The 13956-nt window shown below is 37.8% G+C and carries 10 protein-coding genes and 1 pseudogene; 2 read left to right on the top strand and 9 right to left on the bottom strand.

All coding sequences use genetic code 11. The features are described 5' to 3' along the window. The 9 genes and pseudogenes from EVI01_RS03410 to EVI01_RS03450 all read right to left on the bottom strand — a co-directional run. Nucleotides 1-991, bottom strand: a pseudogene (locus tag EVI01_RS03410) (cell wall protein); the annotation flags it as partial. Between the two features lie 760 nt (nt 992-1751). After that, on the bottom strand, nt 1752-2099 hold the full coding sequence (gene rbfA, locus EVI01_RS03415) for a 30S ribosome-binding factor RbfA (RefSeq protein ID WP_010752122.1): 348 nt from the start codon (nt 2097-2099) through the stop codon (nt 1752-1754). Nucleotides 2100-2119: 20 nt separating this feature from the next. Then, entirely contained in the window at nt 2120-4405 is a 2286-nt protein-coding gene (gene infB, locus EVI01_RS03420; protein ID WP_010752123.1) for a translation initiation factor IF-2, read from the bottom strand. Nucleotides 4406-4417: 12 nt separating this feature from the next. Continuing rightward, entirely contained in the window at nt 4418-4729 is a 312-nt protein-coding gene (locus EVI01_RS03425; RefSeq protein ID WP_010752124.1) for a YlxQ-related RNA-binding protein, read from the bottom strand. Next, nucleotides 4726-5019, bottom strand: coding sequence for an RNase P modulator RnpM (rnpM, locus tag EVI01_RS03430; RefSeq protein WP_010752125.1), 294 nt, complete (start codon nt 5017-5019; stop codon nt 4726-4728). Before rnpM ends, EVI01_RS03425 begins: the two co-directional genes overlap by 4 nt. A gap of 23 nt (nt 5020-5042) precedes the next feature. Next, on the bottom strand, nt 5043-6227 hold the full coding sequence (gene nusA, locus EVI01_RS03435; protein ID WP_010752126.1) for a transcription termination factor NusA: 1185 nt from the start codon (nt 6225-6227) through the stop codon (nt 5043-5045). A gap of 22 nt (nt 6228-6249) precedes the next feature. Then, entirely contained in the window at nt 6250-6723 is a 474-nt protein-coding gene (rimP, locus tag EVI01_RS03440; RefSeq protein ID WP_010752127.1) for a ribosome maturation factor RimP, read from the bottom strand. 142 nt (nt 6724-6865) lie between these two features. Beyond that, the gene (locus EVI01_RS03445) at nt 6866-11218 is read right to left on the bottom strand and encodes a PolC-type DNA polymerase III (protein WP_010752128.1); all 4353 of its coding nucleotides are present in this window, start codon (nt 11216-11218) and stop codon (nt 6866-6868) included. 253 nt (nt 11219-11471) lie between these two features. Continuing rightward, nucleotides 11472-11843, bottom strand: a complete 372-nt coding sequence (locus tag EVI01_RS03450; RefSeq protein WP_010752129.1) for a winged helix-turn-helix transcriptional regulator — start codon at nt 11841-11843, stop codon at nt 11472-11474. A gap of 132 nt (nt 11844-11975) precedes the next feature. Here EVI01_RS03450 and EVI01_RS03455 point away from each other — a divergent pair, with 132 nt between their 5' ends. Next, the gene (locus EVI01_RS03455; RefSeq protein ID WP_010752130.1) at nt 11976-12818 is read left to right on the top strand and encodes an aldo/keto reductase; all 843 of its coding nucleotides are present in this window, start codon (nt 11976-11978) and stop codon (nt 12816-12818) included. A gap of 124 nt (nt 12819-12942) precedes the next feature. Next, entirely contained in the window at nt 12943-13737 is a 795-nt protein-coding gene (locus tag EVI01_RS03460) for an SDR family NAD(P)-dependent oxidoreductase (protein WP_010752131.1), read from the top strand. The last annotated feature ends 219 nt before the right edge of the window (nt 13738-13956 follow it).

Consider the following 13956-nt stretch of genomic DNA (forward strand, 5'->3'; position numbering starts at 1 on the left):
TCACCCATTCATAAGTAACTTTTCCACGGGTATTTTCAGCAGTTACATACTCTTCTGGGTTAGGAATCGTTGATTGGTGCTCGCCTAATGTATGGTCACCTGTTTTGATATTTACCTTGATTTTACCGATTATGTTTTCAGCATTTTGAAAATCGAATGCAAGTTCAAGTGGCAAATAAAACGTTCGGTAACCAACCATCCCTCCCGGCAATCCAGAGTTTCCATAGTATGTATAGACAAATTTAGGTATTTTAAACACTTCTTTTTGCGGTGGTGCTACTTTTAGACGAGTAAATGTTATATATAAATTTAGGTTCTGAAGTGTTGTTCCAAATATATGGATTGAAGCATCAGAGGGTGTAATATGAATTTGCCAATTCCCACTTTCCGAAGTTGTCGTTACATAATAAATATCATTAGCACGCCCTTCTTGAGTACCATCTCTCAAAGTACCCATGTACCAAATGTTAGCAGAGGAACTCCACGAATCCCAAAAACCAATTGGAGTTTTCTCGCTACTCCTTGCTAATACTTGAGATACTCCAAAAGTGAACTTATCACCCACTTGATAGTTGTCGTTAGCGTCATCAAATATCTCAGGCAGTTTTTTACGCCAATAATTTAAAACATGATCACCGACTTGTCTGTCTAAAGTTGCCTCAGGAACACTGATACTATCAGGAACTGGTTTTACTTTAGTAAAAGTCGGATTTTCCTCTGACGCTCTTGCCGAAAGAACAAGACTCCTACCTTGGATTGTACTTGTTTCGGTATCCTTCTTTACTTCTTCTTTCGTTTCTTCTTTGGTTGATTGAGTGGCTTTTTTACTGGTCTTGCCTTTTGTTTCTTCCTTTTTTTGTATGACTTTCTTCGTGTTGCTACTTCCGATTGTATTTAACACGGAAACAGCTTCAACAATGGTACCACTGGTTTGTCCAAAAGCGAGTGCTAAAATCAAGATACTATTTATTAGCTTTTTTCTTGTTTTCAATGAAATTCTCCTTTATGTATTTCTATTTATGAAAGTTCCCAATGACGGTTTTAGCTCTTCTTAGTAAAAACTTTCTTGTCATTTGATTGTTATGTAACTGATTTCCTTTTTGTTGTTTTTATTCACTCCTTTTGTTATTTTTTTCGAAGAAATATTAACTAAATACCTTACCTATTTAAGAGTAACAGGGTGTAGATGATTACAAAACGTCATTTTTTACTTATTAAAAGTAGGTTTTTGACTGGGATTTTTTGTTAGGAAATCGTCAGAAAATCATCTATTTTTTTGTATAAAGAATGTGATGATATGAAGAGGTCGTTCACTAGATTTCACATGAAGAATCAATAAAAATAGTTTACTGCTTTGTTTTGCCCATTTCTCTACGCAAATAAAGGGAAAAGAACGATCTGGCTCCACTTTGTTTATTTAGAACTTGGCTCTTTTTCTAATTCACAAATTTTCTCATCCATAGATTGAATAAGAAATTAAAAAGGTGCCTTCACTGAATGAAGGATGGAGATGAACAACTGAATCATAAAAAATTCAAAAATTAGTGTTTTTTTCAACACTTAGCTTATATGGAAATATTTTCTTAGCTAAACATTTTCTCTCATTTCTTTTATTATGCAGGTTTTCAAACTTCATGAATTTTTTCTGGACAAAGGAAGCAAATGATCGACTATCCTTTTTTATTCATTAAGAATATGAATCAAAAAAAGAACTATAAACCTTGCATTTACAAAGTTTATAGTTCTTTTTTTTAATCTTTATTTAAATTACGCAACAATTCGTCAATATGATTTCCGTAACCAACGGATTCATCTAATTCAAATGTTAATTCAGGCGTTTTATAGATGCTTAAGTTGTGTCCTAGTTCACGTCGAATTAAACCACTGGCTTTTTCTAAGCCTTCTTTTGCTTTTTTCTTATCTGATGCTAAATCAGAAAGAATACTATAGTAAATGGTGGCTTGTTGTAAATCGCCCGTCACATGTACATCGGTGATTGTAACATTTTCCACTCGTGGATCACGCACTTTTTTACGTAAAATGTCATTGACTTCTTTTAAAATTTCTTGACCGACTCGGCGGTCTCGGTAGTTTGCCATATTGAGCGGCCTCCTTTAAATTAATTGTTTTTAATTTCTTCCATGATGAATCCTTCAATTACGTCATCCACTTTGATGTCGTTGAATTTTTCGATCATTGCGCCACATTCGTAGCCCATTTTGACTTCTTTTACGTCATCTTTGAAGCGTTTCAAGCTAGCTAATTGACCTTCGTAAATAACAATGCCATCACGAATCACACGTACGCCACTATCTCTGCGAATATAGCCTTCCGTTACATAGGCTCCGGCAATGGTTCCAACTTTCGATACTTTGAATGTTTCACGAACAATCATTTGACCAGTAATTTTTTCTTCAAATTCTGGATCAAGCATCCCTTTCATCGCTGTTTCAATTTCTTCGATGGCTTTATAAATAATACGGTGCAAGCGAATATCAACTTCTTCATTGTCTGCTTGGCTTTTGGCTTGTGGTGTCGGACGAACGTTAAAGCCGATGATAATGGCATTACTTGCTGCTGCTAATGTCACATCACTTTCATTGATGGCACCAACTGCTGAATGGACGATTTTTACACGTACTCCTTCAACATCGATTTTCTTCAATGAAGCAGCTAATGCTTCAGCGGAACCTTGAACATCTGCTTTAATGATTACATTGACTTCTTTTAATTCGCCTTCTTTTAGGCTTTCAAATAAGTTGTCTAATGTGACACGGCTAGTACTTGCACGGTGTTCTAATAATGCTCGTTTTGCTCGTTCTTCCCCAGCTGCTCGTGCTGTTTTCTCATCTTCAAAGACAACAAAACGATCTCCTGCTTGAGGAACATCATTTAAACCAGTGATTTCCACTGGCGTAGCAGGACCGGCAGATTTTTCACGACGACCTAAATCATTGACCATCACACGAACACGACCATAGGTATTTCCTACAACGATCGGATCCCCTACATTTAAAGTTCCTTGTTGAACAAGTAAAGTTGTCACTGGACCTTTTCCTTTATCAAGTCGTGCTTCAATAACTGTACCGATTGCACGCTGTTTAGGATCGGCTTTTAAGTCTTCCACTTCTGCTACTAATAAAATCATTTCTAGTAATTCGTCAATATTTTGTCCGAATTTCGCAGAGATTTCAACAAAGATTGTTTCGCCACCCCAAGCTTCTGGAATCAATTCGTATTCACTTAATTCCTGCATCACATGTTGTGGGTTCGCTCCTGGTTTATCAATTTTATTGACAGCAACAATAATTGGCACACCGGCTGCTTTGGCATGGTTGATGGCTTCCACTGTTTGTGGCATCACACCATCATCAGCTGCCACAACTAAAATAGTGATATCCGTAATACTTGCACCACGAGCACGCATGCTTGTAAACGCCGCATGTCCTGGTGTATCTAAGAAAGTGATTGGTTTGCCATCAATATCAATTTGATAGGCACCAATATGTTGAGTAATTCCGCCTGCTTCTCCACTTGTGACACGTGAATGACGTAACGTATCAAGCAACGTCGTTTTCCCATGATCGACGTGTCCCATGATTGTTACTACAGGAGGACGAGAAACAAGATTATCTGGATTTAATTCTTCTGGTTCAAAGAATTTATCAATGTCTGCGATGTCCACTTGGACTTTTTCTTGTGGTTCCATGCCATAATCCGTGGCTAATAATTCGATGGTGTCTTTATCCAATGCTTGGTTTTGGTTAACCATCACGCCAAGTAAGAATAATTTTTTAATGATCTCCGCTGGCTCACGATGGATTTTTTTGGCGATATCTGCAACGTTCATTCCTTCTGTATACTCTAATACTTCTGGTAATTCACGGAATTTACGTGGTGGAACTGCAGGTTTATTTGATGTTTGTTGTTTGCCTTTTTTGCCTTTTTTATTGAAACGATTGCGGTTATTATTATTGAATTTCCCGCGATTGTTATTGTTGTTTCGGTTTTGATTTCCACCTTGGTTGGTGCTTGGACGGTTTTGGTTATTGCCGCCTCCATTGTTTCGGTTTTGATTTGCTGATTGATTTTTTCCTTGAGTCACTTGACCGCTCCCTTGACCGCGATCTTGATAGTTGCGGTTATTTTTTTGTTGTTTCGTTGTTGTTTCTGGTTTTCTTCGTTCATCTGGCTGGTTTCTGGCTGGTTTTTGGCTTGCTGGCTGTACTGGTTTTTTATTCGTTTGTTTTTGATGAAACGCTTGTTGCAACTTTTTTTCCTCATTTTCTGTAATAGCTCCCATGTGGTTTTTGACATGGATGCCAAGTTGCTGCGCTTTCTCCACAACGTCTTTACTAGGCTTATTTAACTCTTTTGCTAGTTCATAAATTCGTTTGTTGCTCATGCAATCACCTTCCTAACCTTCAATTAGCTCCTTGGTTTTCTTCGCAAATCCATTATCGATAATGCCAAATACTTTGCGAGGTCGTCCAATTATCTGCGTGATTTCCGCTTCAGAAAATAACTCAAAGCAAGGAACTTCATAATATGAACTTTTATCTTTTATCTTTTTCTTCGTATTCTCACTTGCATCACTGGCGACAAACACAATTTTCGCTTTGTTTTTTCGAATATCTCCGATCGTCAATTCTTCACCGGTAATTAGTTTACCTGCTCGCATGGCTAATCCAATGAGATTCATGGCTTTTTGCCGATTGACTTCATTCATTTACCAAAGAGCTCTTTTCGTGCTTTCTGGTGTGATACGTAATCTAAGAGTTCTTGATAAAATTCATCTGTTAAAGTTGTTTCTAACGCTCGATCCAGAATTTTCTTATCCCAAGCTTGTTGTACTTCATCCGGCTCAAGTGAGACATACGCACCGCGCCCTGGCATTTTCCCAGTGGGATCAATCGATACTTCCCCTTCTTTTGAACGGGTAATTCGAATCATCTCTTTTTTGGGTTTCATTTCACCTGAAACCACAGATTTGCGTAAAGGGATTTTCCTTTGTTTCATCTCTTTGCCTCCTAAGCGATCAGTTAAGCATCTTGATCGTTTTCTTCAAACTTTTCGTCGTTGAATGCAATGGTTTCATATTCATCATCTGTCAAATCTGACTGAACAATTGCTTCATCATGGATGGCTTCTGCTGTTTCTTCTTGTTTTTGGGCTTGTTGCTCATAATAATCAGCCATATCTGACTCTGACTTAATGTCAATTTTATGATTCGTCAATTTTGCCGCTAAACGAGCATTTTGCCCACGTTTACCAATGGCCAATGATAATTGATAGTCTGGCACAACGACTGTACAAGCTTTAGGGTTTTCTTCATCAAAGATTACATCGACCACTTGTGCTGGGTTTAAGGCATTTGTAATAAATACTGCTGGATCTTCATCCCATTCAACAATGTCCATATTCTCGCCTTTTAATTCATTAACAATCGCTTGAACACGTTGTCCTTTAGGTCCGACACAAGTACCGACCGCATCAATGTTTTCATCGTTTGAACGAACAGCGACTTTTGAACGGTCGCCTGCTTCTCTTGCGATGCTAACAATTTCAACGATTCCATCATATACTTCTGGTACTTCTTGTTCAAATAACCGACGTAAAAGGTCTGGATGACTACGACTAACAAAAACTTGAGGACCTTTTGACGTGTTTTCTACACGAGAAACATACACTTTGATGCGGTCATGTGGTTGATAAAATTCATTTGGCATTTGGTCTTGTTTGGATAAAACAGCCTCAATTTTCCCAAGATTGACATAAATATAGCGTTTGTCTTGGCGCTCAACGATCCCTTGCATAATGTCTTTCTCGTAAGCACTAAATTCATTATAGATGATGGTTCTTTCTGCTTCTCTTACACGTTGCAAAATGACTTGTTTAGCTGTTTGTGCAGCAATTCGACCAAAGTCTTTTGGCGTCACTTCAAAACGGATAGTATCGCCAATCTCATAGGCAGGGTTAATTAAAAGAGCATCTTTTAATGAAACTTCAAGTTGTGAATCCATTACTTCTTCTGTCACTTCTTTTACAGCATAGACATGGATTTTTCCTTTTTTTTGCTCAAATTCGACTTCAACGTTTTGAGCTTGTCCATAATGACGTTTGTAAGCAGAAACTAAAGCCGCTTCTAAAGCGTCAATCACGATTTCTTTTGAAATTCCTTTTTCTGCTTCCAATGCATCTAATGCGTTTAGCATTTCTTTACTCATTCTTCTGTTTTCCTCTCCGTGATTAAAATTGGATTGCTAAGCGAGCTTTGGCAATATTTTTTCGGTCAATAACCAATTCTTTTTCTCGTGTTTTGATGCGAATTTTCAATATAAGCTGTTCAGCGTCTACTAATTGAAGAAATCCTTCGTACTGCTTTTCTTCCTCAACAGGTTGATAGAAAGAAACATGGATATATTCTCCAAGTGCTTTTTGATAGTCTTCCTCTTTTTTTAGTGGACGTTCTGCGCCAGGCGAAGACACCTCTAAAAAGTAGGCTTGTGGAATAGGATCTGGATCGGCTGCATCAAGTTTTTCACTCAGTTTTTCACTCACCCATGCACATTCTTCGATATCTATTCCGCCATCCTTGTCAATGAATACTCGTAAAAACCAACTTTTGCCTTCTTTCACAAATTCTACTTCTACAAGTTCAAAATTCTGTTCATCTAAAATCGGAGTCACCATTTCTGTGACTGTTTCAACGACGCTACTCAAAAATTTCGCCTCCTTAAAATTGGATCCGTAATTCCATTAAAAAGAGTGAGCGAAAATTCCGCTCACTCACAGTTAGTATCATTACCTAACATAACTATACCATGTTTCGCTTAAAATGACAAGTATCCACGTCAATACTCGGTTAAAACATATCAAAAAGCGAAAGTTGATTTTCATCTGGCAAGTCTTTTAATACCCCATTGTCATTCATGTATTCAATCAATGTTTTTGAGACTTTCCCACGTGTGGCAAGGTCTTCTTTTGATAAGAACGGACCATCTTGTCTTGCTTCTACAATTTGTTTGGCAACGTTTGTCCCTAAACTTGGCACTGCTCGAAATGGAGCAATTAAAGTGTCGCCTTCAATTACAAAATTCACCGCATCGGATTTATATAAATCGATCATTCCAAAGTGGAAGCCTCTTTCTAACATTTCATTGGCTAGTTCTAAGACCGTCAACTGGTTCTTTTCTTTCACAGAAGCATCTAGCCCTTTGTCAGTGATTTCTTTCATGGCTTGCTTTACGGCCTCTTTGCCTTTACACATCGCCACTAAATTAAAATCATCTGCACGTACTGAAAAATAAGCGCAATAATATAGAATCGGGAAGTATACTTTAAAATAAGCCACTCGCAAAGCCATGAGCACATAAGCTGCAGCATGGGCTTTCGGGAACATGTATTTGATTTTAGAACAGGAATCAATATACCAATCTGGTACGTTGTTTTCTTTCATCGCCGTCAAATAAGTTTCTCGCAATTCATCAGGTATCTTATTCCAAAGACCTTTACGTACCGTTTCCATGATCTTAAAGGCCATTCCACTATCTAAACCTGCATGAATCAAATAAACCATAATATCATCACGACAACCGATAACTTCGGCTAAGGTAGCATCGCCTCGTTTAATTAACTCCTCGGCATTTCCTAGCCAAACGTCGGTTCCGTGTGACAAACCTGAAATCTGTAATAATTCAGCAAAGGTTCTTGGGTGCGTTTCTTCTAACATTCCTCGAACAAAGCGTGTTCCAAATTCTGGAATACCCAGTGTCCCAGTTTTTGAATAGATCTGTTCACTGGTCACATTTAACACTTCAGGACCTGCAAAAATCCTCATGACTTCAGGATCATCAGTCGGTATAGTCTGCGGATCAATCCCAGACAAATCTTGCAACATACGAATAACCGTCGGATCATCGTGTCCAAGTATATCCAGTTTTAAGACATTGTCATGAATGGAATGAAAGTCAAAGTGGGTCGTTTTCCATTCAGAACTTTGGTCATCTGCTGGATATTGAATCGGTGTGAAATCATAAACATCCATATAATCAGGAATAACAATGATTCCTCCAGGATGCTGTCCGGTCGTTCTTTTTACACCAGTCGCACCTTTTGCTAATCGATCCACTTCGGCACTCCGATATTGCAAGTTATGGTCTCGTTCATAGCCCTTTACAAAACCATACGCCGTTTTATCGGCCACTGTACCGATTGTTCCTGCCCGATAAACATACTCTTCTCCAAACAACACTTTGGTATAGTTGTGGGCTTCAGCTTGATAATCACCTGAAAAGTTTAGATCAATATCTGGTACTTTGTCGCCATGAAAACCTAAGAAAGTTTCAAATGGAATATCATGACCATCTTTGTTTAAGCGAGCGCCACATTTAGGGCAGTTTTTCTCCGGCATGTCAAACCCTGAACCATACGTGCCATCTTCAAAGAATTCTGAGTACTGACAATCTGGACAAAAATAGTGAGGCGCTAATGGATTGACTTCCGTAATTCCTGTCATAGTGGCGACAAAACTAGAACCTACCGATCCACGAGAACCAACTAAATAACCATCCTCGTTACTTTTGTGGACAAGTTTTTGTGCAATTAAATAAATCACCGAAAATCCATTCCCATTAATGGAGTTTAATTCTTTTTCTAAACGTTTTTGAATGATTTCTGGTAACGGATCTCCATATAATTGTTTAGCTTTAGAATAACTCAACTCAGAAATTTCTTCTTCTGATCCCGGAATTTTGGGCGTATATAGATCATCTTTAACAGGAATGACCTCTTCACAAAGATCCGCAATTTTGTTTGTATTATCCACCACAATTTCTTTGGCCAGCTCTTCTCCTAAAAAGTTAAACGCCGTTAGCATTTCATCCGTTGTTCGAAAATGAACATCTGGTAAGCTATGGCGATTCAGCGGATTAGCGCCCCCCATTGAATTAATTAAAATTTTACGATAGATCGCATCTTCTTCATTTAAATAATGGACATTTCCAGTAGCTACGACTATTTTATTTAACGTTTGACCGATTTCAACTAAATTACGAATGATTTCCTCTAGATCATGTTCATTTTTGACTAATTCTTGCTCAAGTAATGGCGCATAAACAGCTTTAGGCATAACTTCGATATAATCATAAAATTTTGCACGGTTTCTGGCTTCTTCGATCCCTTTTTGCATCATTGCTTCAAAAATCTCGCCTTTATCACACGCAGACCCGATGAAAAGATTTTCTCGCAACTTCTTCAACTGAGACCTAGGAATACGTGGCACACGTTCAAAATACTCCACATTCGACATGGAAATTAATTTGAATAAGTCCTTTAATCCAGCTTGATTCTTCGCCAAGATTGTCACATGAAACGGACGGGCACGTTTATAAGAATCGCCTTCTCCTACATGGGCATTCAATTGATCATGATAAAGCATTTCATGATTTTCCATAGCTTCTTTTACAAAGATCCATGCTAAATGCCCAGTTGCCTCTGCATCGTAAATGGCACGGTGATGTTGCTCAAGACTTACGCCAAATTTTTTAGATAAAACGCCTAAACCAAAACGCTTAAATTGTGGATAGAGATACCTTGCAAGCTCAAGGGTATCAATCACAGGGTTAGCAGCTTCTGGAATCCCGTATTTTGCATAACTCGTGTTTAAAAAGCCCATGTCAAATGCTGCATTGTGGGCAACAAGTATCGCATCCTGTGAAAATTCGAGAAACAGGCGTAACACTTCTTCTTCTGACTTAGACCCACGAACCATTTCATCCGTAATACCTGTTAAATCAACCGTTGTTCTTGAAAGTGGATGGCCCGGATCAATAAATTCATCGAAACTTGCAATCACATTTCCTTTGTACATCTTCACAGCAGCTAATTCAATGATCGTATCATAAACGGCAGATAGACCGGTGGTTTCCACGTCAAACACCACATAAGTTCCTTCATTTAAAGAAACATGCGCATCATTATACGCAATTGGCACCCCATCATCGACCACGTTGGCTTCCACACCATATAGAATTTTAACGCCCGCTTTTTTCCCAGCACTATGCGCTTCTGGAAAGGCTTGGGCTCCTCCATGATCCGTAATAGCGATGGCTTTATGTCCCCATTTACCCGCTTGCGCCACAATGTCAGAAATACTATTTGTAGCATCCATAGTACTCATATTACTGTGGACATGTAACTCTACGCGTTTTGAATCTTCAGGTGCGTAATCTTTACGAGGGGCATGTTTGACTTCCAGAATATCTTGGGCATTCATGACTAGATCACGTACAAATGTATCTTCTTGTATGCTTCCTCTGACTTTTAACCAACTACCCACATTAATCGCTTCAAAAATTTGTTCATCTTTTTCATTATTGGAAAACTTTTTGACAATAAATGAAGATGTATAGTCCGTAATTTTTAAAGTTAAAATTTTACGTTTGGATCGAAGCTCACGAACTTCTTTATCAAATACGTAGCCTTCAAGAGTTACTCGACGTTCTTCTTCTACGATATTGATCATAGGGATGGTTGGTTCATCCGCAGGAATATTGCGTCCAAGTTGGATCGGGCCCTCTAAAGCAGGTACCTGTTCCTTTTTTTCTTTTTTCTTTTGCTCATGGACAATCAGACTTTCAGCTGCTTGCTTCATAAAGGCTTCTGCTTGTTCTTGTTTGCGTTCTTCAAATAGTTTTAAGACACGCTCTGCTTGTTCTTCATCAATTTCAGGTTCAATCCGAAACTTAGGAAAACCATAACTGATAAATAAAGTTTCCACTAACGGTAAATATTGTTGCTTTAAGTAATTGATTGCCCCACTGCTATCTACGGGCAAAATGATTTTATGGTCTTTCAGTAGCGGAACTTGTGTTTTTAATACTTGTTGCGCCAAAGGAGTGTCACATTGTTGGCTTTCCAACGCTTGTGCCCAGTAATCTTGTAATAATTTCTCATCGAACTGTTGACTATCCGCATGAATCGTTAATTTGATCTGTGCGATATCTTTAAACGCAACTGTCAAATGCTGGAATAATGAACGGTAGAGCATGATCGGTAAAATTTGTGAAAAGTGTAAGGTAAATTCCCATAATCTGGATTTCCGATGAACCACTACACGTTCCATTTCGCCAGTTGAGATTAATGGATGATTTTTTTCCACTTCTTCTAGTTGAATTTGCTCCAACAGTTTTTCAAATAACTCTCGTTTTTCTGACAAAACAACACGCCCTTTCTGACGAGGTACAAATAAAACTTGTTTTTTATTTTTTTAGCCTCTTCTTTTTCAGTACTATCTAGTATACCTGTTTTTAGATGTTTTTACATTAAAAACCGAGAAAGAATCTTCTTACTCACTTCCAAAAAATGGATCAATTTAGCAAAATGAGCTATTTTTCTTTTAAAAATATTCGTTTTTTAAGTAAAAAACGTATCGACGAACTTTCAATATCTAACCATGTAAGCAGGCTAAATTATTGTTCTTCTAATGACTCTTCGCAACGCAAAATGACTGGTGTGCCTTGCTCTTTTAATGTCGATACGTGCATCTCGCCCCAATCACATAATGCATCGAGTACACTACTTAACGTTTTGCCGTAGTCACTTAAAGAGTATACGACTTTTGGTGGAACTTGATGATAAGAGGTACGTAAGACAATTTTGTCTGCCTCTAATTCGCGTAGTTGTTGGGTTAACATTTTTTGGCTAAGTTTAGGAATTTTTCGTTTCAAATCACTTGGTCGCATGGAACCATGGCGAAGATTACACAAAATGATTGGCTTCCATTTGCCACCAATGACATCCATGGTCGCCTCTACACCGATATTATAAATTTTTTCGTTCATTTTTACCTCCAAAAATGTGGTTATTCTACAAAAGTTACTTTTTCGACACTATAGAACAAAAAAGTAGGTACTATCTATTTGAATTTTTCTAGTATACAGTATATTTATTGAATTTCAAAGGAGGAATCACATATGATCCACGCATTAAATGAGCACGTCACTTTAAACAACCAAACAAAAATTCCAGGGATGGGACTAGGCGTTTTTCAAATTCCAGATGCTCAAACGGCTGAAGTTGTAAAAGCAGGAATTTTAAAGGGCTATCGCTTGATTGATACAGCTCAAATATATGATAATGAAATCGGTACTGGTATTGGTATCAAAGAAGGATTAGCTGCTGCTGGGATTTCTCGTGAAGAATTATTTGTCACTTCAAAAGTCTGGAACAATCATTTATCCTATGATGAAACGATCCATGCTTTTGAAGAAAGTTTGTCACGTCTAGGCTTAGACTACCTTGATCTTTACTTAATCCATTGGCCGGGAAACGAAGCTTATTTAGAGTCTTGGCGTGCTTTGGAACACTTGTATCAAGAAGGAAAAATCAAAGCAATCGGTGTCAGCAATTTTCAAGTGCATCATTTAGAAAAATTATTAGCCGAAACACAAATCGTTCCTGTGATTAACCAGGTTGAATTGCATCCAAAATTATCCCAAAAAACATTACGTGATTTTTGTGCCAAACACAATATTAAAATACAAGCATGGTCTCCATTAATGCAAGGCCAGTTATTAAATCATCCAGTTGTACTGGAAATTGCTAAAAAACATCATGTTTCTGCAGCACAAGTTATCTTACGTTGGGATGTCCAGCAAGAAATTTTATTGGTTGTTAAATCTGTGAAACCAGAACGTATGAAAAGCAATGCAGAAATTTTTGATTTTACCCTTTCAGAAGAAGACATGAACGCTTTAAATGCTTTAAATGAAGATTTACGTGTTGGTCCTAACCCAGATACATTTGATTTTAAGTAATTTAAAAAGATAGAAATCGCCCATCTTCTATTGATGGGTGATAACTCTTTCCAAAAGATACCCACTTCAGCCATTAAATCCAGTGGGGAAAACTAAGTTCATCTAAAAGAATGGAGTGTGCAAAATGGAATTAGGTTTATCACATAAAACAGCTCTTGTTACAGGTTCCACAAAAGGCATCGGAAAAGCAATTGCAACTGAATTAGCAAAAGAAGGGGCAGATGTGATCATTAATGGGCGGCAAGCTGAGGTTGTTAACCAAGTAGTAGCTGAACTGAAAAAAAATTTTCCTCATACCAATCCGCAAGGGGCACCTTTTGATTTAGCTGATCGCAAAGCTCGTGAAGAACTGTTTGTTAAATTTCCTAAAGTAGATATTTTAATAAATAATATGGGCATTTTTGAACCAATGGATTACTTAGATATCACGGATGAAGTATGGGAACGTTTCTTCAATATTAACGTCCTATCAGGAAATGCTTTGGCAAAATTTTATTTACCTAAAATGCTCGTACAAGATTTTGGTCGTGTGATTTTTATTGCTAGCGAAGAAGCCGTGATGCCTTCAGGGGAAATGGCACAATATAGTATGACAAAAACGATGAATCTTTCTTTAGCAAAAAGTTTATCTAAATTAACATCTGGTTCACAAGTTACTGTCAACACCATCATGCCAGGATCGACTTTAACAGAAGGTGTCCAAAAAATGTTAGAAAACATGTACGCAGACAGCACGCTACCCCAATCGGAATGGGAACAAGATTTTATGAAAAATCATCGTCCGCTTTCGCAGATTCAGCGTTTGATCCGCCCAGAAGAAATTGGCCGTTTTGTTGCGTTTGTTGCCAGTCCTTATGCTTCCTCATTTTCTGGTGCCGCATTACGTCTTGACGGAGGCTTAGTACCAACGATTTATTGATAGAATCCTCGATTTGTTTTGGTGTTCCACCAGTCAGCAAACTAGTGGACTCAATGAAACATATCGTTAGTTTTGTGAGCAACAGCTACTTTTGATCCCATATATAGTTGGTCACTGAATCTATGATGAAAAAAACTTGGTAAAATAAATTATTTCTTATGGAAAAATAAAGTTGAAAAGAAAAAGACAAACCTGATTGATGTCGAGGTTTGTCTTTTA

Origin of the sequence: Enterococcus villorum (genome assembly GCF_007990225.1) — a bacterium.
GTDB classification, from domain to species: Bacteria; Bacillota; Bacilli; order Lactobacillales; family Enterococcaceae; genus Enterococcus_B; species Enterococcus_B villorum.

What these genes read in the sequence shown, in the direction of transcription:
- EVI01_RS03425 (WP_010752124.1), bottom strand. Translation starts at nt 4,729, where the DNA reads ATGAATGAAGTCAATCGGCAAAAAGCCATGAATCTCATTGGATTAGCC.
- infB (WP_010752123.1), bottom strand. Translation starts at nt 4,405, where the DNA reads ATGAGCAACAAACGAATTTATGAACTAGCAAAAGAGTTAAATAAGCCT.
- nusA (WP_010752126.1), bottom strand. Translation starts at nt 6,227, where the DNA reads ATGAGTAAAGAAATGCTAAACGCATTAGATGCATTGGAAGCAGAAAAA.
- rnpM (WP_010752125.1), bottom strand. Translation starts at nt 5,019, where the DNA reads ATGAAACAAAGGAAAATCCCTTTACGCAAATCTGTGGTTTCAGGTGAA.
- EVI01_RS03450 (WP_010752129.1), bottom strand. Translation starts at nt 11,843, where the DNA reads ATGAACGAAAAAATTTATAATATCGGTGTAGAGGCGACCATGGATGTC.
- rbfA (WP_010752122.1), bottom strand. Translation starts at nt 2,099, where the DNA reads ATGGCAAACTACCGAGACCGCCGAGTCGGTCAAGAAATTTTAAAAGAA.
- EVI01_RS03455 (WP_010752130.1), top strand. Translation starts at nt 11,976, where the DNA reads ATGATCCACGCATTAAATGAGCACGTCACTTTAAACAACCAAACAAAA.
- EVI01_RS03460 (WP_010752131.1), top strand. Translation starts at nt 12,943, where the DNA reads ATGGAATTAGGTTTATCACATAAAACAGCTCTTGTTACAGGTTCCACA.